The sequence below is a fragment of the Nitratireductor lacus genome (assembly GCF_056431025.1).
Window position 1 is genome coordinate 185,391 of the sequence record NZ_JBWKMB010000002.1, and the last position, 16,772, is coordinate 202,162.

A 16,772-nucleotide genomic window follows, 5' to 3' on the forward strand; every position below is an offset into this window, starting at 1 on the left:
CGGCGGTTGCATAAAGTGCAACCCGTAGCGACCGGGGGAAGCATGGACGTCGAGGCATTCATAGAGCGCTGGACCGCGCGCGAGGGCGGGGCAGAGCGCGCCAATTACGCCATGTTCATCACCGAATTGTGCGATGTGCTGGGCCTGCCCCATCCCGATGTCGCCGGCTCTGAAACCGCGCTGAATGACTATGTGTTCGAGCGCGCCGTCAAGCCGCGCAGGAGCGAAGGCACCACCGCCCCAAAGCGCATCGACCTTTATAAGAAAGGCGCCTTCATCCTGGAGGCCAAGCAGTCGCGCATGAAACAGGGGCGCGGCGCCGAGCAGCCGGCGCTCTTTGCCGAAGAGCCCGCCCCGCGCGGCAAACGCACCGTCGCCCGCGGCTGGGACCGCATGATGCTGGAGGCGCGCCGTCAGGCGGAGGATTATGTCTTCCGCCTCGATGCCAGCCATCCCGCGCCGCCCTTCATTCTCGTCTGCGATGTCGGCCACGCCATCGAGATCTTTGCCGATTTCACCGGCACCGGCCGCGCCTACGACCAGTTTCCCGACCGCCGTGGCTTCCGCATCTATATGGAAGATCTGCGCGACGAGGCGATCCGCGAGCGCCTGCGCAAGATCTGGACCGATCCCGAAGCGCTCGACCCCACGCGCGAATCCGCCCGCGTCACCCGCGAGATCGCCGAAAGGCTCGCCGCCGTCAGCAAGGCGCTGGAGAAGAAGCACCCGCCCGAAGAGGTGGCGCATTTTCTCATGCGCTGCATTTTCACCATGTTCGCCGAGGATGTGGCGCTCCTGCCGGAGGCCTCCTTCACCGGCCTTCTGGAAGACTGCACCAAATCGCCCGATGCCTTCGTCCCGCTGGTCGAGGAGCTCTGGAAGAAGATGGACGCGCCAAGGCGCGACGACCGTTTCTTCTCCGCCTTCCGCACCCATCTGCGCCATTTCAACGGCAATTTGTTCAAGAATGCCCGTGCCTTCCCGCTGGGGCGGGAAGAGATCGGCGAGCTCTGGCAGGCGGCAAAAGCAAAATGGACCGAGGTCGACCCCGCCATTTTCGGCACGCTGCTCGAACAGGCGCTGGAGCCCACCGAGCGGCGCAAGCTCGGCGCGCATTACACCCCGCGCACCTATGTGCAGCGTCTGGTGGAAGTCACCGTCATGGAGCCCCTGCGCGACGACTGGCGCAAGGTGCTCACCCGCGCCGAAACCGCCAAGGAGAGCGGCAAGGAAAAGGACGCCGTAAAACTGGTCAAGGCGTTCCACCACCAGCTTTGCGAAACCCGCGTGCTCGACCCCGCCTGCGGCACGGGCAACTTCCTCTATGTCAGTCTGGAGCTGATGAAAAAGCTCGAAGGCGAGGTGCTGGAAACGCTGGCCCGCCTTGGCGAGACAGAGGCGCTGGGGCTGGAGGGCGAAACCGTCGATCCGCACCAGTTTCTCGGGCTGGAGATCAACCCGCGCGCCGCGGCAATCGCCGAGCTTGTCGTGTGGATCGGCTATCTGCAACAGCATTATAAAAACCGCGACGGCCACCCGGCCGAGCCGATCCTCAAGGCGTTCAGGAACATCAATTTCGGCCGGCGCGAGGGCTATGACGCGGTGCTGACATGGGATGGCCATCCCGTGCCGACAATCGTGGAAAAGGATGGCGAGCGCGTGGAAGCCTGCCCCAATCCACGCCGGCCCGACTGGCCGGAGGCGGAGTTCATCGTCGGCAATCCGCCCTTTGTCGGCGGCGGGACAATTCGCTCCCGCATGGGCTCGCTCTATGCCGAGGCGCTGTGGGCCGCCCACAAACACATGAATGAGAGCGCGGATTTCGTCATGTATTGGTGGGACCGCGCCGCCGAGCTTCTGACGCGAAAGCAAACCCCGCTGCGCCGTTTCGGCTTCGTCACCACCAATTCCATCAGCCAGGTGTTTCAGCGCCGTGTCATGGAGCGCCACCTCAATGCCAAAAAGCCCATAAGCCTCATCTATGCGGTGCCCGACCACCCCTGGACCAAGGCCACCCGCGACAGCGCGGCGGTGCGCATCGCCATGACCGTGGGCGCGGCCGGCAGCCATGAGGGGCTTCTGCGCGATGTGGTGCGCGAGGCGGCGCTGGACACGGACGAGCCGAGGATCGTGTTTGAAAACCGGGTGGGGAAGATCAATTCGGATTTGAGCGTGGGGGTGGATGTAACCAACATCACAACGCTCTTGGCGAATGCCGGTATCGCACATGATGGTGTGAAACTGCATGGGAAAGGGTTTCTTGTTTCACGCGCTGAAGCAACACTTCTAGGCTTGGGGCAAAGCGACGATTTGGCAAACCACCTACGTCCTTATCGGAACGGTAGAGATATTGCGCACAGATCGAGAGATCTATTCGCAATCGACCTTTTGGGTCTTGAATCATCAGAAGTTCGAGAGAAATATCCAAAAGTTTATCAGCATATACTGGAGCATGTTAAGCCGGAAAGAGAGAAAAACAAAAGAGATAGTTACAGAAATAGATGGTGGATATTTGGCGAACCCCGCAGAGATATGCGTCCAGCGATAAATTCCATTGAAAGAATTATTGCAACGGTAGACACGTCACGACATAGAGTTTTTCAGTTCTTTGATTGCCATTATATTTTGGATGATAAATCTGTTATAATTGCTGACCGAGATGCTGATATTTTGGCGGTAGTTTCTTCTAGAATACATATCCGCTGGTCGCTTCGAACCGGCGGCTGGCTCGGACAAGGCAACGACTCCGTTTACACCAAGACGCGAACGTTCGACCCCTTCCCATTCCCCGACCCCTCCGATGCCCTGCGCGAAAAGCTCCGCGCTGCCGGAGAAGAACTCGATGCCACGCGCAAAAAGGTTCTGGCCGAGCATCCCGATCTCACCATGACCGGGCTTTACAACGTTCTGGAAAAGCTCAAGTCCGGCGAGGCGCTTTCGGACAAGGACGAGGATGTGAAGACGCGCGGCCTCGTGCTGATCCTCAAAGAGCTGCACGAAACCATCGACCGGCTCACCGCCGAGGCCTATGGCTGGCCGCACGATCTCTCCGACGAGGATATCCTCGAACGGCTGGTCGCGCTCAATGCCGAGCGGGCGAAGGAGGAGGCGGCAGGCCATGTGCGCTGGCTGCGGCCAGAATATCAGATCCCCCGTTTCGCAAAGGGCGCTGCCGCAAAAAGCGGCGAGCTTGCGCTCGATGCGCCGGTGGTCGCCATCGACAGGGACAGGCCCTCCTTCCCCACCGATGCCTACGAGCAGCCGCTCGCGGTGGAGCGCATTCTTGCCGTCGAGGCCCGCCCCATGGCGGCAGCCGAGATCGCCCGCCAGTTCAAGCGCGGCGGCAAGCGCATCGAGGGCCGGGTGGAGCAGCATCTGCGCACGCTGGCCGCCTATGGCCACGTCACCGCGCTGCCCGACGGCACCTACGCCGCCCGCCGCGCCGCCTGAGCCCCCACCTTCGTCATCCTCGGGCTTGACCCGAGGACCCATGCCGCAACACCGGGGATAAACTCCGGCCTCCAAGAAACCGCCCCACTTTTTCTCACCCGCACCCCGTCACCCCCGCAAAGGCATGGCTCCCATGGTCAAGCCATAGGATGACGAGGGAGTTGAAGCGCGGTCCCTACTCGCTATTCGCTACTCCCTATTCGCTCTTTTCTCCCCACCCCCAAAACCGCCACTACACTTCCCCTATCGCCCCTGTCGGGAACCGGGTCCGGAGCCGGGGATCAGGAGGGGCGACGGCAGCCTCCCCCTCGGGTTCGGTGACCCGAGGCCTGTGAGGGCCCGCGAAAGGCCGGCGGCCGGCATCATGTCGGTTGCGGAAAAGCCGCTAGGGCGACGTTTGCCCGAGTGACCGGCCGGCAGACGGGACAGCGGCCGGCGGGGCGCGCTTTTCGCGCCACTTCAATTCCCAACAGAGAGGCACGAAAAACGCGCCCCGTTTCCCGAACGATCCAAACCCCGGCGGCAACCCCGCGCGGCAACGTTGGAGCCTGCCCGAAATGCCCGCGCCACACCACCCCGTCATCCCGGGCTTGACCCGGGACCCATTGGAAGAATGTGCAGGAGCACGGCCCGGTCCTCACCCCGGCACCACCAGCCGCACCCTCTGCGGCACCCGGCCACGCCTCTCAATGGGTCCCGGCTCTCGCTCCGCTCGGCCGGGATGACGACGATGAAGCGCTCACCCCGCTCCCGTCATCCCGGGCCTGACCCGGGACCCATTGGAAGAACGTGCAGGAGCACGGCCCGGTCCTCAATCACGCCCCTGGAACAGATTCTCCACATGCACCGGCCAGCGGCGGGGGAGCACGGCCACGAGATCGAAGCGCAGCGAAAGGCGCGCGTGGTCGGGCTGGCGGGCAAGCCACAGATCGGCAGTACGCTCGATACGGGTCTGCGCATGATAGGCTACTGCATCCATCGCCGCCTCCACGGTCGGGCGCGCCTTCACCTCGACAATCGCCACCACATTGCCGCGCCGGGCGATCAGGTCGATCTCGCCAAGCTTCGTTCGGTAGCGGCGGGCAAGTATGCGATAGCCCTTCAGCCGCAGCGCCATGGCCGCCAGCCACTCGCCGCGATGGCCGAGCCGATAGGCTTTCTGCCGTGCCTCACTCCGCATCGCGCTCGGCCTTCAGGGCAAGAAGCCGTTGGTAGAGCTCCGATTTGCGCCCTCCGGTCATGCGTGCGGCTTCACCCGCCGCCTTCGAGGCGGACATCTCATCGGAGAGCGCCATGAGCAGCCGGTCCACATCTTCCGCGCTTGTCTCTTCCTCGCTGTCCGGCGGCGCCACGCACACCACCACCTCGCCCTTGGGCGCACCGGTGTCGGCATAATGCGCGGCCAGATCGGAGAGTGCGCCACGCCGCAATTCCTCGAAGGTTTTGGTAAGCTCGCGCGCCACACAGGCCTGCCGCGTGCCGCCGAGCACCTCCGCCATGGCGGCCAGACTGTCAGCGAGGCGGCGCGGGGATTCAAAGAACACCAGCGTCGCCGGCGTCTGGCGAAAGGCTTCGAGCCGCGCGCGGCGCTGCCCGTCCTTCACGGGAAGAAAGCCGGCAAAGAGAAAAGCATCCGTCGGCAGGCCCGACGCCGAGAGTGCTGCAAGCACCGCCGAGGGCCCCGGAATGGGCACGACGCGCAGACCTTTTTCGATCACCTGATCCACGAGACGATACCCGGGGTCGGAGACGAGCGGCGTGCCGGCGTCGGAGATGAGCGCGACACTCTGCCCCGCTTCCAGTGCGGCCAGAAGACGCGGGCCGGCCTTGTCCGCATTGTGCTCGTGATAGGCGGTGAGACTCTGGCCGATGCCGTAGCGCGCAAGAAGCACGCGCGAAACGCGGGTGTCCTCGCAGGCAACGATATCCGCCCCGGCAAGCACTTCGAGCGCGCGCAGCGTGATGTCGCCAAGATTGCCGATGGGCGTTGCCACGAGATAGAGCGCCGGCTCCAGCGCCGCCGCGCCAATACGGGCGCTGCCGACGACGAAACTTTTCTCTCCGCGCGGGTTATCCATAACTCTTTGATCCTTATTCGCTCATCTCTTTGACATGGAGGCATGTGGGTTGCAAAGTCGCGCGCTGAATTTGGGACGAATGCGACGTATGAAATTATCGACATCGCCCGGTCGCAGAACCGGGATCCTCTCGCTGGCGCTGGCCGGCCTTCTGGCGCTCGGTGGCTGCGTGGGGGGCGATGTGCCCTACGGCATGCCGCAGCCGGGAGGTCAGGCCATTGCCACGAAGCCGGTCGCGAGCAATGCGCCGCGTCTGCCGGCCTCGGGCGAGGTGATTGGCACCGGTGAGACGCGTGTGGCGCTGCTTTTGCCACTAACCGGCGAAGGCAATGCCAGCCGCATCGCTGCCGAGCTCAGGAACGCCGCACTGCTGGCCATGGACGATGTCGGCCTGAACGCGCTTGAACTGGTCGTGAAGGACACGGGCGGGACCACCGAGGGCGCTGCAATCGCCGCCGGCCAGGCATCCGCCGAAGGTGCCGTCGCCGTGCTGGGGCCGCTCTTTTCGGCCAATGTGCGCGCCGCCGCGCCGGCGCTCGGCCCGTCGCAGACGCCGATGATCGCGTTTTCCTCCGACCGCGGGGCGGCATCGCCGGGGGTCTATCTCAATTCCTTCCTGCCGCAGGGCGTGGTCCAGCGCACGCTTTCCTATGCCGCGGGGCAGGGCGTGCGCAGCGTGGTGGCGATCCTGCCCGAGGGGGCTGCCGGCGACATCGCCGAAGCCGAAGCGCGCCGCACCATGCTTTCCATGGGCGGCGAGGTGACGGCGGTTGCCCGCTATGCCTATGACAACATGTCAGTCTATGAAGCGGTGCAGGGCGTTGCCGATGCGGTGCGTGCGGCGGATGCCGTATTCATCCCCGATGGCGGCACGAGCCCGGCCACCATCGCATCCACCATGACCGAAACCGGCATAGACATTTCCGGCAAGAAGCTATTGGGGACCGGGCAATGGACGAGCGCCAATCTGGCCGATCCGGCGCTTCAGGGCGGCTGGTTTGCCGATACGGACCAGAGCCGCGTCAACGCCTACAAGCAGCGCTATCAGGCGCGGTTCGGTGCCGAGCCGTCGCTCACATCCGCGCTTGCCTATGACTCGGTTGTGTTGGTCGCCAACATCGCAAAGGGCGGCGGCGGGATCCAGCGTCACGCGCTTGAAACGCCGGTCGGCTTCAATGGCTATACTGGCCTTTTCCGCTTCCTGGGCGACGGCACGACCGAGCGCGGATACGCCATTTATGAAGTGCGCGAAGGCAGGGCCGGCATCATTGACGCGGCGCCGTCACGGTTTGGTGGCGGCAGTTAGGCGCTATCGGGCCAGATCGGCGACAACCGCGTCCAGCACGATCATGCCCCTTGCTGTCGCGCGCAGGCGCGTGTTGCCGACGGGCTCTATCAGGCCCTCTTCCTGCAGCACCGCAATGCGCGCATTGGAAAGCGCCCGGCCCGAAAGCGCTTCATAGCGAGGCAGGTCGATGCCCTCGACAAGGCGCAGGCCCATCAGCAGGAACTCATCGGCTTCCTCGTCGCGGGTCAGAACCTCGCCGCCGATCACGCCATGGTCCTCGGTCTCGACGCGTTCGAGCCATGTCTCCGGCATCTTTTCGGTGAAAGTCACATGGCGGCGGCCATCCTCGATGAAACGCCCATGGGCGCCGGGACCGACGCCGACATATTCGCCATAGCGCCAGTAGACGAGATTGTGCCGGCTCTCCGCGCCCGGCCGGGCGTGGTTGGAAATCTCATAGGCCGGCAGCCCCCGCGCCGCCGTCACCTCCTGCGTGATCTCGTAGAGGCGGGCGGCATGATCTCCGTCCGGCATGGCAAGCTTGCCTGCCTCATGAAGAAGCTGAAAGCGCGTGCCTTCCTCGATGGTGAGTTGGTAGAGCGAGAGATGATCTGCCGCGTAGCCAATGGCCTGTTCGAGCTCGCTGGCCCAGGCTTCCTCGCTCTGGTGCGGGCGGGCATAGATCAGGTCGAAGGAGAGGCGTGGAAAAATCTCGCGGGCAAGCCCGATCGCCTTCAGAGCTTCCTCGACATTGTGCAGCCGTCCGAGAAATTTCAGATCCCGGTCGTTGAGCGCCTGAACGCCGAGCGAAACACGGTTGACCCCGGCCGCTCGGTAACCGCGAAAGCGGTCGGCCTCGACAGAACTCGGATTGGCCTCCAGCGTCACCTCGATACCGTTGGGAACGCTCCAGTTGGCCGCAACGGCATCAAGCAGCGCACCGACTGTTTCGGGTTCCATCAGCGAGGGCGTTCCCCCACCCAGGAAAATGCTGGTAACGGTGCGCGGGCCGGTGCGGGCGCGCATGGTGGCAAGCTCGCGCTCAAAGGCGGCGGCAAAGCGGGCCTGGTCCACCGGCTGGTGGCGCACATGGCTGTTGAAGTCGCAATAGGGGCATTTGGCCGCGCAAAACGGCCAGTGCAGATAGACGCCGAAACCCGGAGCCGTATCGAGCGGGGTGATCACGCGGCGCCCAGCCTGGCGCGGGCGAATTTCTGGAAGGCGCGGGCACGGTGGGAGAGCGCGTGCTCGTCGCCTGGCTTCCAGCCGTGCTTTTCCTCAGCCGTCATCTCACCGAAGGTGACGTTGTAGCCCTCGGGCTGGAACACCGGATCGTAGCCGAATCCGTCCGTGCCGCGCGGCGGCCAGACCAGATGGCCTTCTGCTTCGCCGCGATAATACTCGGTCTCGCCATCGGGAAAGCACAGGCACAGCGTTGCCACAAAGCGGCCGGTACGCTTTTCCGGCGTGTCTGCGCCGGTTTCGGAGAGCAGCTTTTCCGTCTTCTCCATGGCCATCATGAAGTCGCGGCTGCCGTCGTCCTTGGTCGCCCAGTCGGCGGTGTAGACGCCGGGCGCACCGTCCAGCGCGTCCACGCAGAGGCCGGAATCGTCGGAAAGCGCCGGCAGGCCGGTGGCCGCGGCGGCGGCCAGTGCCTTGATGCGGGCGTTTTCCTCAAACGTCGTGCCGGTTTCTTCCGGCTCGGGCAGGCCAAGCTCGGCAGCCGAACGCACCGTGTAGCCGAACGGGGCCAAAAGGTCTGAAAATTCGCGAAGCTTGCCCTTGTTATGGCTGGCGAGTACGAAGGTCTTGTTGTCGATCGGTCTCAAGTCAGTCCCCAGATGCGCGGTTCGGCGAATTCGAGCGAATTGCCGGAAGGATCGCGGAAATAGATCGAGCGGCCGCCACCTGGCCATTCGAAATCCGCTTCGATGGCGATGCCGTCCGCTTCGAGATGCGCCTTCCAGCGGGCAATCTCTTCGGCAGTTGCGGCAAAACAGAGGTGGCCCTGTCCGCGCGCGCCATGCGGCGGCACGGGAAGCCGGGCGTCGGCTGCGGGCGGTTCGGCGGTTGCCGACGGATCGAACAGCAGCAGAACGGTCTGCCCGCAGCGAAAGAACACATGCCTGCCCTCGACCCTGGCGATCCGCTCCAGCCCAAGCGTTTCGCCGTAGAAGCGTTCAGCTTCGACAAGATCGCTTACGTAGAGCGCGGCTTCAAGGATTGCCGAGGGTTGCATGGCTTACTTTGCTTCAGTTCAGGAGATTGCCATCTTCTGCATGTCCACGAGCTTGGTGATACCCTTGCGGGCAAGCCCCATCAAGGCTGCGAACTCGTCTTCGGAGAATGGCTCCCCCTCGGCCGTGCCCTGAATCTCGACGATGCCGCCCTTGCCCGTCATCACGAAATTGGCGTCGGTCTCGGCAGCCGAGTCTTCGGCATAGTCGAGATCGAGAACGGGCGTGCCGCTGTAGATGCCGCAGGAGATGGCGGCGACATGATCTTTCAAAACCTTGTCGCGGCTGACCATCTGGCGCGCTTCCATCCATGAAAGGCAGTCCGAAAGGGCGATGAACCCGCCTGTAATGGCCGCCGTGCGGGTGCCGCCATCGGCCTGGATCACGTCGCAGTCGACGGTGATCTGCTTTTCACCAAGGGCCTGCAGGTCCACGACCGAGCGCAGCGAGCGGCCGATGAGGCGCTGGATTTCGAGCGTGCGGCCGCCCTGCTTGCCGGAAGAGGCCTCGCGGCGCATGCGGTCGCCGGTGGAGCGCGGCAGCATGCCGTATTCCGCGGTCACCCAGCCCTGGCCGGAATTGCGCAGCCATGGCGGCACACGCTCTTCAAGGCTTGCCGTGCACAGCACATGGGTGTCGCCGAAGCGCACCAGACACGACCCCTCAGCGTGCTTGGAAAAGCCGCGCTCGAAGCTGACGGCACGCATTTCGTCGGGTTCGCGTTTGGACGGGCGCATGGGCGGTTCTCTCCAGAGTTATCAAGTATCGGCGGCTTGTAACTTTACGCATTCACGAACGCAAAGGAATTCCGGAAACCGGCGGAAAACCGGCCACATACAAACCAAGAAGACTGTTGTTTTCATACTGGCCGCGCTTATATTCAGCTGATCAGAGGTCGTGAATGACGAAACCGGTCTTGGACAGAGAATTTCAGGAACACGCGCTGCAATCGCTGGATAGCCGGTCCCGCGAGATTTTTCGGGTTATCGTCGAAACCTATCTGAGAGATGGCGATCCGCTCGGCTCGCGCAATCTTTCGCGCATTCTGTCGACGCAGCTTTCCCCGGCCACCATCCGCAATGTGATGAGCGATCTTGAGCATCTGGGGCTCATCTATGCCCCGCATGTTTCTGCCGGTCGCATGCCCACGCAGCAGGGGCTGCGCTTTTTCGTCGATGCGTTCATGGAGATCGGCGATCTTTCCGATGATGAGCGCCGCATCATCGAAACGCAGGTCAAGGCATCGAGCAGCGGGCATTCGCTGGATCATATGCTGACCGAAGCAAGCCAGCTTCTCTCCGGGCTTTCACGCGGGGCGGGTGTTGTTCTTGCAACCAAGTCCGAAGCGGCGCTCAAGCACATCGAATTCGTGCAGCTGGAGCCGCGCAAGGGGCTGGCCATTCTCGTTTCGCAGAACGGGGACGTGGAGAACCGCGTGATCGACCTTCCCGAGGGCGTCACCATATCGCAACTGCACGAGGCCTCGAACTTCCTCAATGCGCATATTCGTGGCCGCACACTGGCCGAAACGCGGGCCGAGCTCTCGCGTCTGCAGGAGGAAACGCGCGCCGCACTCGACACGCTGTCGCAGGAGCTTGTGGAGCAGGGGCTTGCCGTCTGGGCGGGCGCCGAAAGCGGCCAGCCGGCGCGGCTGATTGTGCGTGGGCGGGCCAATCTGCTTGAAAACCTGACGGCCGAAGCTGATCTGGAACTCCTGCGGCGCCTGTTCGAAGATCTGGAAACCAAAGAAGGTCTGATCCAGCTTCTCGACATGGCTGAAGAGGGGTCCGGTGTGCGCATCTTTATCGGCTCGGAGAATCGTCTTTTCTCGCTCTCCGGCTCGTCACTCGTTGTGGCGCCTTATCGCGACCAGGAATCGCGTGTGATCGGCGCGCTCGGCGTTATCGGCCCCACCAGGCTGAATTACGCCCGCATTGTGCCGATGGTGGACTATACGGCGCAGATCGTGGGGCGTTTGCTGCGCTGATTGAGACTGGCGGGGGAGAACTCACCGGACCAAGCATCAGGCCACCCCTTGATTTTGCCGACGCGAACCTCGATATCGGGCGCAATATTCGAACAATTCTAAAACCATAGACGGACTGACATGACCAATCAGGCTAAGGACAACGAACAGGCCAGAACCGAAGCGGCAGAGGACCCGAACGTGAAGGCGTTCGAGGAGAACGCCGGCGAAGAGGCGGTTTCGGAAGAAGACGTCCTGGTAAGGCTGGCCAAGGAAAACGAGGAGCTGAAGGAACGCGCCCTTCGCCTCGCCGCCGAGATGGAAAACCTGCGCAAGCGCACCGCGCGCGATGTTACCGAAGCGCGCAGCTATTCGATCGCCGGATTTGCCCGCGACATGCTGACGGTTTCGGACAATCTGCGCCGTGCGCTCGAGGCGGTGCCGGCGGAGGCTCGCGCTACCGCTGACAGCGGCCTTTCCTCGCTGATGGAAGGCGTCGAGATGACCGAGCGCTCCATGCTCTCCACGCTGGAGCGCCATGGCGTGAAGCAGATCGACCCCAAGGGCGAGCGCTTCGATCCGCATTTTCACCAGGCGATGTTCGAAGTGCCGGATCCGGCAACCCCTGAAAACACCGTCGTTCAGGTGGTGCAGCAGGGATATGTGATCGGCGAGCGTGTTCTGCGCCCGGCCATGGTGGGTGTCGCCAAGGGCGGCCCCAAGGCGGGTGCTGTACAGAACGGCGAGAATGTCGCCGCGGAACCCGGTCCGCCCAATCCGCAGGCCGAGCGCGACGCCTGACATCAAAACCGCTGCCCCGGTTCTGAAGGCATGGCAGCGACAGTCAGGTCGCTGCTTACTTCCTATTCATCGGCCCTTCGGCTATCCAGAGTGTGGAGGGCCAGATGGATCTGATTCAGCTTCTCGATTATGCCGGCGTGGCCGTGTTCGCGGCGACAGGGGCGCTTGCCGCCTCGCGCAAGGAACTCGACCTCATCGGCTTTGTCTTTCTCGCCGGGGTGACGGGCACCGGCGGCGGCACGCTGCGTGACCTTGTGCTTGGTGTGCCGGTCTTCTGGGTCGAAAACCACATTTACATCATCGTCTGCGCTGCGGTTGCGGTGCTGGTCTTTTTCGCCGCGCCGCTGGTGGAGTATCGATACCGGCTGCTCCTGTGGCTGGATGCAGCCGGCCTCGCGGCCTACTCGGTGCTTGGTGCTGCCAAGGGACTTGAGGCTTCCGGATCGGCCATCGTCGCACTGGTCACCGGCATGCTAACGGCCACGTTCGGCGGCGTCCTGCGCGATGTTCTGGCCGGTGAACCCTCGGTGCTCCTGAGACCCGAGGTCTATGTCACGGCCGCTCTTGTCGGCGCGGGTGTGTTCACCGTGGCCGACCTTGCCGGAGTTGAGGGGGCGGTTGCAGCCCTGATCGCTGTCACCGCTGCATTTCTGGTGCGCGGCGGAGCTCTCGGATTTGGCTGGACAATCCCGCGCTACCGGTCGCGGCCCGGCCGGCCGCCCGAGGAACTAGAGTAGACCGGCCTGCTGCGCCTCGTAGCGCAGATCCTTTTGCGGGCGTGGGCCGATCTGCTGGATCACGAGACCGGCGGCGAACGAGCCGAGACGGCCGCAGTCGCGCAGGCTGTGCCCGTTCGTGTAGCCGTAAAGGAAGCCTGCAGCGTAGAGATCGCCGGCACCGGTGGTGTCCACCAGCTCGTGGATTTGGATGGCTTCGACGGGGATCGTCTCGTCATCCGTGATGATGATCGAGCCCTTCTCGGAGCGGGTGACGACTGCCAGACGGGTGTCCCTGCGGATTGCCTCCAGAGCGCTGTCGAACGATGCGGTCTGATAAAGCGAGAGCAGTTCGTGCTCATTGGCGAAGACGATGTTGACCCGGCCCGAGCGCATCAACTCCAGGAATTCGTCACGATAGCGGTCGACACAGAATGGATCGGACAGAGACATGGCCACTTCACGGCCCGCAGCATGGGCCGCGTCGGCGGTCATGCGGATCGCTTCCTTGGCGCGTGGCGGATCCCACAGGTAGCCCTCGAAATAAGTCACTTTCGAGCCGCTGGCCTTGTCTTCTTCGACGTCTTCGGGGCCGAGTTCCACGCAGGCACCGAGATAGGTGTTCATGGAACGCTCGCCATCAGGCGTGACAAAGATCATCGACCGCGCTGTCGGCGGGTGGCCCATGAGCGGCTTCGTATCGAAGGCCACGCCCTGCGCGCGGATGTCGTGCGCGTAGATTTCGCCGAGTGTGTCGTTGGAGACCTTGCCGAAGAAGGCGGATTTGCCGCCAAGGCTGGCGATGCCGGCTGCCGTGTTTCCGGCGCTGCCGCCGGAGGCCTCGATGGCCTGCCCCATGCGGTCGTAAAGCAGCGTGGCGCGATCGACGTCGATCAGGTTCATCGCCCCACGGATGATGTTGTTTTCTTCCAGAAACGCTTCGTCGCAGCGGGCGATGATGTCGACAATGGCGTTGCCGATGCACAGCACGTCATATTCGCTCAAGTTCAGATCTCCAGATATGCAAGGGAAGCGTTTTGGGATTAAGACTCCGGGCGGTTTAGCGGTTTGGGCGCGATTTGCAAGCCACCGGTGAAAAGCGATCGCCTTGCGCCGACCCGAAAGGGTTCCTATCTCGAAACGGCAGACAACCTCGAAAGGCCCTGAACCCGCATGATATTCGACGCGGCCCGCGCTGCCATCAGCCGTCTTTTCTCCAGTGAGTTCCGCAGCGTGTTTTTCAAGACGCTCGGGCTGACATTGCTGGTGCTCCTGGGCGTGTGGCTTGGGGCAAAGGAGCTGTTCGAATATATCGCGCTGCCCTGGTTTGACGCGATCTTTCCCGATCTGCCTTCCTGGCTCGGCTGGATGAGTTTCGTGGCGCTGATTGCTGCGGGTCTGGGCCTGGCCGCAGGGCTCGCGCTCCTGATCGGCCCGGTAACCGCCGTGATTGCAGGTCTTTTTCTGGATGACGTGGCCGAAGTTGTCGAGAAGGAAGATTATCCGCAGGACCCGCCGGGCAGGGCGCTGCCGCTCGGGCCGGCCATCGCCAGCTCGATCAAGTTTTTCGGCGTTGTCATTCTCGGCAATATTGTCGCGCTGTTCCTGCTTCTTGTACCCGGCATCAACATTCTCGCCTTCTTTCTGGTGAACGGCTATCTGCTTGGGCGTGAGTTTTTCGAGTTTGCCGCCATGCGTTTTCGCAGCGAGCCGGAGGCCAAGGCGCTGCGCCGCCGCCATGCGGGCACGATCTTTCTGGCCGGTCTCGTTATCGCGGGGTTCCTCGCCGTGCCGATCCTCAACCTGCTGACACCGCTTTTCGCCGCAGCCATGATGGTTCATCTGCACAAGATGATCTCGCAGGAAGATGCAGCCCGCGCTGGGCAAAGTGCAGAGCTGCGCGGGTAGTCGAAGCGAGCGATCAGGCCTGCGGCGCCAGCTCCACCAGCGGAGCGGGAATTTCGCTTGTCTTTTCTGCCGATTTACAGATGTCAGCGATGACGCAGGCCGGGCAATCGGGTTTACGCGCTTTGCAGACATAGCGCCCGTGCAGGATCAGCCAGTGATGGGCGTGGCGCATGAATTCGGCCGGGATAATCTTCACCAGCGTATCCTCCACCTGCTCCGGCGTCTTGCCGGGGGCAAGGCCGATGCGATTGCCGATGCGCAGGATATGCGTGTCGACGGCCATGGTGGGCTGACCGAACGACATGTTGAGCACCACATTGGCCGTCTTGCGGCCCACGCCCGGCAGGGTGACGAGGGCCTCGCGGCTGTCGGGCACCTGCGATCCGTGATCGCGGATCAGCGCCTCGCTGAGCGCGATGACGTTCTTCGCCTTGTTGCGCCAGAGCCCGATGGTGCGAATGTATTCGCCGACCTTCTGCTCGCCGAGTGTCAGCATCTTCTCCGGCGTGTCGGCAACCTTGAAGAGATCGCGCGTCGCCTTGTTCACGCCCGCATCTGTCGCCTGCGCCGATAGCACCACCGCAACAAGAAGCGTGAAGGCATTCACATGCTCAAGCTCGCCTTTCGGCTCTGGCCGCTGAACCGAGAAGCGACGGAAAATCTCGTGGATCTCCTCGGGCGAATAGACGGTTTTGCGTTTGCGGGAGCGGACGGTTTTGCGGGCCGCGGCAATTTTCTTCTTGGGCTTTTCCATGGGCCTTCTATAATCGGGATCATGGCCGAAACAAACAGTGCAGACGCTCCCGTCTTTCAGGCGTTGCTGACGCCGTACCGCTCGCTGAGCACGCGCGGCTTTACAATTCTCATGGCCGTTCTGCTGCTCGTCTGGCTGACCATCGGTGCGGTGTTCCTGAAGCTCGGCGCCTGGCCGGTGTTCGGTTTCTTCGGGCTCGACATTCTGGCGATCTACGTGGCCTTCCGGCTGAACTATCGCGCCGCCCGTGTGCGCGAGGAAGTGCGGCTGTCGCGCACCAGTCTCGACATTCGCAAGGTGCCGCCCTCTGGCAGGGCCGAGGAGCACCATTTCAACCCGTTCTGGACGCGATTTCGCATCGACCGGCACGATGAGATCGGCATCACCGGCATGGCGGTCGAGATGCGCGGCAAGCGCGTGGCCCTCGGCAGTTTCCTGAACCCGGACGACCGTGAGAGTTTCGCCGCCGCTTTCGGAGAGGCGCTCGCCACCGCCAGGGGCCGGTGAACTTGGCAGGAAACGGGTGGTTGATTGGCCCGAAACGCGGCATGGTCATGCTCAGGAAAGATGTCATGTGGCACCAGCGCAAAGGCGGGTGCCGGGAGTTTAGACCATGAACGTGCAGACAGCCCTGTTGCAACGCGATGTGACGCCGGAAGGCAGCGACTACGAGGTCGTGCGCCGGGTGATCGAGAAAATCAGCCTCGACTATCGGGACCAGCCTTCGCTGGAGGAAATCGCCGGTGAAGTGGGCGATACGCCGACCGGCCTGCAAAAGCTGTTCACCCGGTGGGCGGGGCTTTCGCCCAAGGCGTTTTTGCAGGCGGTGACGCTCGATCACGCCCGCAGACTGCTCGATTCGGGCATGCCGCTGCTCGACGCGGCACTGGAGCTCGGCATGTCAGGACCGGGGCGTCTGCATGACCTGTTTGTAACGCATGAGGCGATTTCGCCCGGTGAATACAAGGCGCGGGGCGCGGGCCTCACCATGCGCTACGGTTTTCATCTCTCGCCCTTCGGTCAGGCGCTTGTCATGGTGACGGAGCGCGGTCTGGCGGGGCTTGCCTTCTGCGATCCGGGCGATGAGCGCGCGGCATTCGAGGATATGGCGTCACGCTGGCCGAACGCCGATTACGAGGAAGACATGGCGGCCACCGCGCCCTATGCGGCGCGGGTGTTCGATCCGTCGCGCTGGCGCGCGGAAGAACCGCTGCGTGTGGTGCTGATCGGGACGGATTTCCAGGTGCGGGTGTGGGATGCGCTTTTGAAGATCCCGATGGGCCGGGCCTGCGCCTATTCCGATATCGCCGAGCGGATCGGCAAGCCCACGGCGTCGCGCGCCGTTGGCGCGGCGGTGGGAGCGAACCCGGTTTCCTTCGTGGTGCCGTGCCATCGCGCGGTCGGCAAATCCGGTGCCCTGACGGGCTATCACTGGGGTCTGACCCGCAAGCGCGCCATCCTTGGCTGGGAGGCCGGGCAACTCTCTCAGGCCGATTGATGCGGCTGTTCCTGTTGGAGTACCGGTGGATTCCACCGTGTTGCAAAATGGTCTAGGTTCCCTGCGAATCTGCGTG

At 63.3% G+C, this 16,772-nt stretch carries 16 protein-coding genes; 8 read left to right on the forward strand and 8 right to left on the reverse strand.

Annotation, left to right across the window (positions count from 1 at the left end; all coding sequences use genetic code 11):
- Nucleotides 1-42 precede the first annotated feature (42 nt).
- Nucleotides 43-3,450: a class I SAM-dependent DNA methyltransferase gene (locus AC07E3_RS02675; protein WP_478360225.1), complete on the forward strand. Its 3,408-nt coding sequence runs from the start codon at nucleotides 43-45 to the stop codon at nucleotides 3,448-3,450.
- 811 nt (nucleotides 3,451-4,261) lie between these two features.
- Here the strand turns inward: AC07E3_RS02675 and AC07E3_RS02680 are convergent.
- The gene (locus AC07E3_RS02680; protein WP_478360226.1) at nucleotides 4,262-4,630 is read right to left on the reverse strand and encodes a YraN family protein; all 369 of its coding nucleotides are present in this window, start codon (nucleotides 4,628-4,630) and stop codon (nucleotides 4,262-4,264) included.
- Nucleotides 4,620-5,528, reverse strand: coding sequence for a 16S rRNA (cytidine(1402)-2'-O)-methyltransferase (rsmI, locus tag AC07E3_RS02685; protein WP_478360227.1), 909 nt, complete (start codon nucleotides 5,526-5,528; stop codon nucleotides 4,620-4,622). The genes AC07E3_RS02680 and rsmI overlap by 11 nt, the downstream gene beginning before the upstream one ends.
- A gap of 88 nt (nucleotides 5,529-5,616) precedes the next feature.
- Between rsmI and AC07E3_RS02690 the strand changes: the two genes are divergently transcribed.
- Nucleotides 5,617-6,834, forward strand: coding sequence for a penicillin-binding protein activator (locus tag AC07E3_RS02690; RefSeq protein ID WP_478360228.1), 1,218 nt, complete (start codon nucleotides 5,617-5,619; stop codon nucleotides 6,832-6,834).
- A gap of 3 nt (nucleotides 6,835-6,837) precedes the next feature.
- Here the strand turns inward: AC07E3_RS02690 and hemW are convergent, their stop codons facing one another.
- From hemW to rph, 4 genes are read right to left on the reverse strand one after another with little or no spacing between them, the layout of a single operon-like run.
- On the reverse strand, nucleotides 6,838-8,001 hold the full coding sequence (hemW, locus tag AC07E3_RS02695; protein ID WP_336071860.1) for a radical SAM family heme chaperone HemW: 1,164 nt from the start codon (nucleotides 7,999-8,001) through the stop codon (nucleotides 6,838-6,840).
- A complete protein-coding gene (rdgB, locus tag AC07E3_RS02700) occupies nucleotides 7,998-8,645 on the reverse strand; it encodes an RdgB/HAM1 family non-canonical purine NTP pyrophosphatase (protein ID WP_322339900.1) in 648 nt (215 codons plus the stop codon). The genes hemW and rdgB overlap by 4 nt, the downstream gene beginning before the upstream one ends.
- Nucleotides 8,642-9,055 carry a VOC family protein gene (locus AC07E3_RS02705; RefSeq protein ID WP_336071864.1) on the reverse strand — a complete coding sequence of 138 codons (414 nt, stop codon included), beginning with the start codon at nucleotides 9,053-9,055 and terminating at the stop codon, nucleotides 8,642-8,644. The genes rdgB and AC07E3_RS02705 overlap by 4 nt, the downstream gene beginning before the upstream one ends.
- An 18-nt stretch (nucleotides 9,056-9,073) precedes the next feature.
- Nucleotides 9,074-9,790: a ribonuclease PH gene (gene rph, locus AC07E3_RS02710; protein ID WP_065817279.1), complete on the reverse strand. Its 717-nt coding sequence runs from the start codon at nucleotides 9,788-9,790 to the stop codon at nucleotides 9,074-9,076.
- Nucleotides 9,791-9,954: 164 nt separating this feature from the next.
- Here rph and hrcA point away from each other — a divergent pair, with 164 nt between their 5' ends.
- The 3 genes from hrcA (at nucleotide 9,955) to AC07E3_RS02725 (ending at nucleotide 12,557) form a co-directional block, all read left to right on the forward strand.
- The gene (hrcA, locus tag AC07E3_RS02715; RefSeq protein WP_065817278.1) at nucleotides 9,955-11,040 is read left to right on the forward strand and encodes a heat-inducible transcriptional repressor HrcA; all 1,086 of its coding nucleotides are present in this window, start codon (nucleotides 9,955-9,957) and stop codon (nucleotides 11,038-11,040) included.
- Between the two features lie 120 nt (nucleotides 11,041-11,160).
- Nucleotides 11,161-11,820: a nucleotide exchange factor GrpE gene (gene grpE / locus AC07E3_RS02720; RefSeq protein WP_065817277.1), complete on the forward strand. Its 660-nt coding sequence runs from the start codon at nucleotides 11,161-11,163 to the stop codon at nucleotides 11,818-11,820.
- 104 nt (nucleotides 11,821-11,924) lie between these two features.
- Nucleotides 11,925-12,557 carry a trimeric intracellular cation channel family protein gene (locus AC07E3_RS02725; protein ID WP_065817276.1) on the forward strand — a complete coding sequence of 211 codons (633 nt, stop codon included), beginning with the start codon at nucleotides 11,925-11,927 and terminating at the stop codon, nucleotides 12,555-12,557.
- On the opposite strand, the gene AC07E3_RS02730 is transcribed toward AC07E3_RS02725, so the two are convergent.
- Nucleotides 12,549-13,541, reverse strand: coding sequence for an adenosine kinase (locus AC07E3_RS02730; protein WP_336071869.1), 993 nt, complete (start codon nucleotides 13,539-13,541; stop codon nucleotides 12,549-12,551). The two genes, AC07E3_RS02725 and AC07E3_RS02730, sit on opposite strands and share 9 nt — an antisense overlap.
- A 168-nt stretch (nucleotides 13,542-13,709) precedes the next feature.
- On the opposite strand from AC07E3_RS02730, the gene AC07E3_RS02735 reads away from it, so the two are divergent.
- Nucleotides 13,710-14,444 carry a sulfate transporter family protein gene (locus AC07E3_RS02735; RefSeq protein ID WP_336071871.1) on the forward strand — a complete coding sequence of 245 codons (735 nt, stop codon included), beginning with the start codon at nucleotides 13,710-13,712 and terminating at the stop codon, nucleotides 14,442-14,444.
- Nucleotides 14,445-14,457: 13 nt separating this feature from the next.
- On the opposite strand, the gene nth is transcribed toward AC07E3_RS02735, so the two are convergent.
- A complete protein-coding gene (gene nth / locus AC07E3_RS02740; protein WP_478360229.1) occupies nucleotides 14,458-15,198 on the reverse strand; it encodes an endonuclease III in 741 nt (246 codons plus the stop codon).
- 21 nt (nucleotides 15,199-15,219) lie between these two features.
- Between nth and AC07E3_RS02745 the strand changes: the two genes are divergently transcribed.
- Both AC07E3_RS02745 and AC07E3_RS02750 read left to right on the forward strand, forming a co-directional pair.
- Nucleotides 15,220-15,705 (forward strand): DUF2244 domain-containing protein, encoded by a 486-nt coding sequence (locus AC07E3_RS02745; protein WP_478360230.1) that lies wholly within the window; start codon nucleotides 15,220-15,222, stop codon nucleotides 15,703-15,705.
- A gap of 106 nt (nucleotides 15,706-15,811) precedes the next feature.
- On the forward strand, nucleotides 15,812-16,696 hold the full coding sequence (locus AC07E3_RS02750) for a methylated-DNA--[protein]-cysteine S-methyltransferase (protein ID WP_223004639.1): 885 nt from the start codon (nucleotides 15,812-15,814) through the stop codon (nucleotides 16,694-16,696).
- The last annotated feature ends 76 nt before the right edge of the window (nucleotides 16,697-16,772 follow it).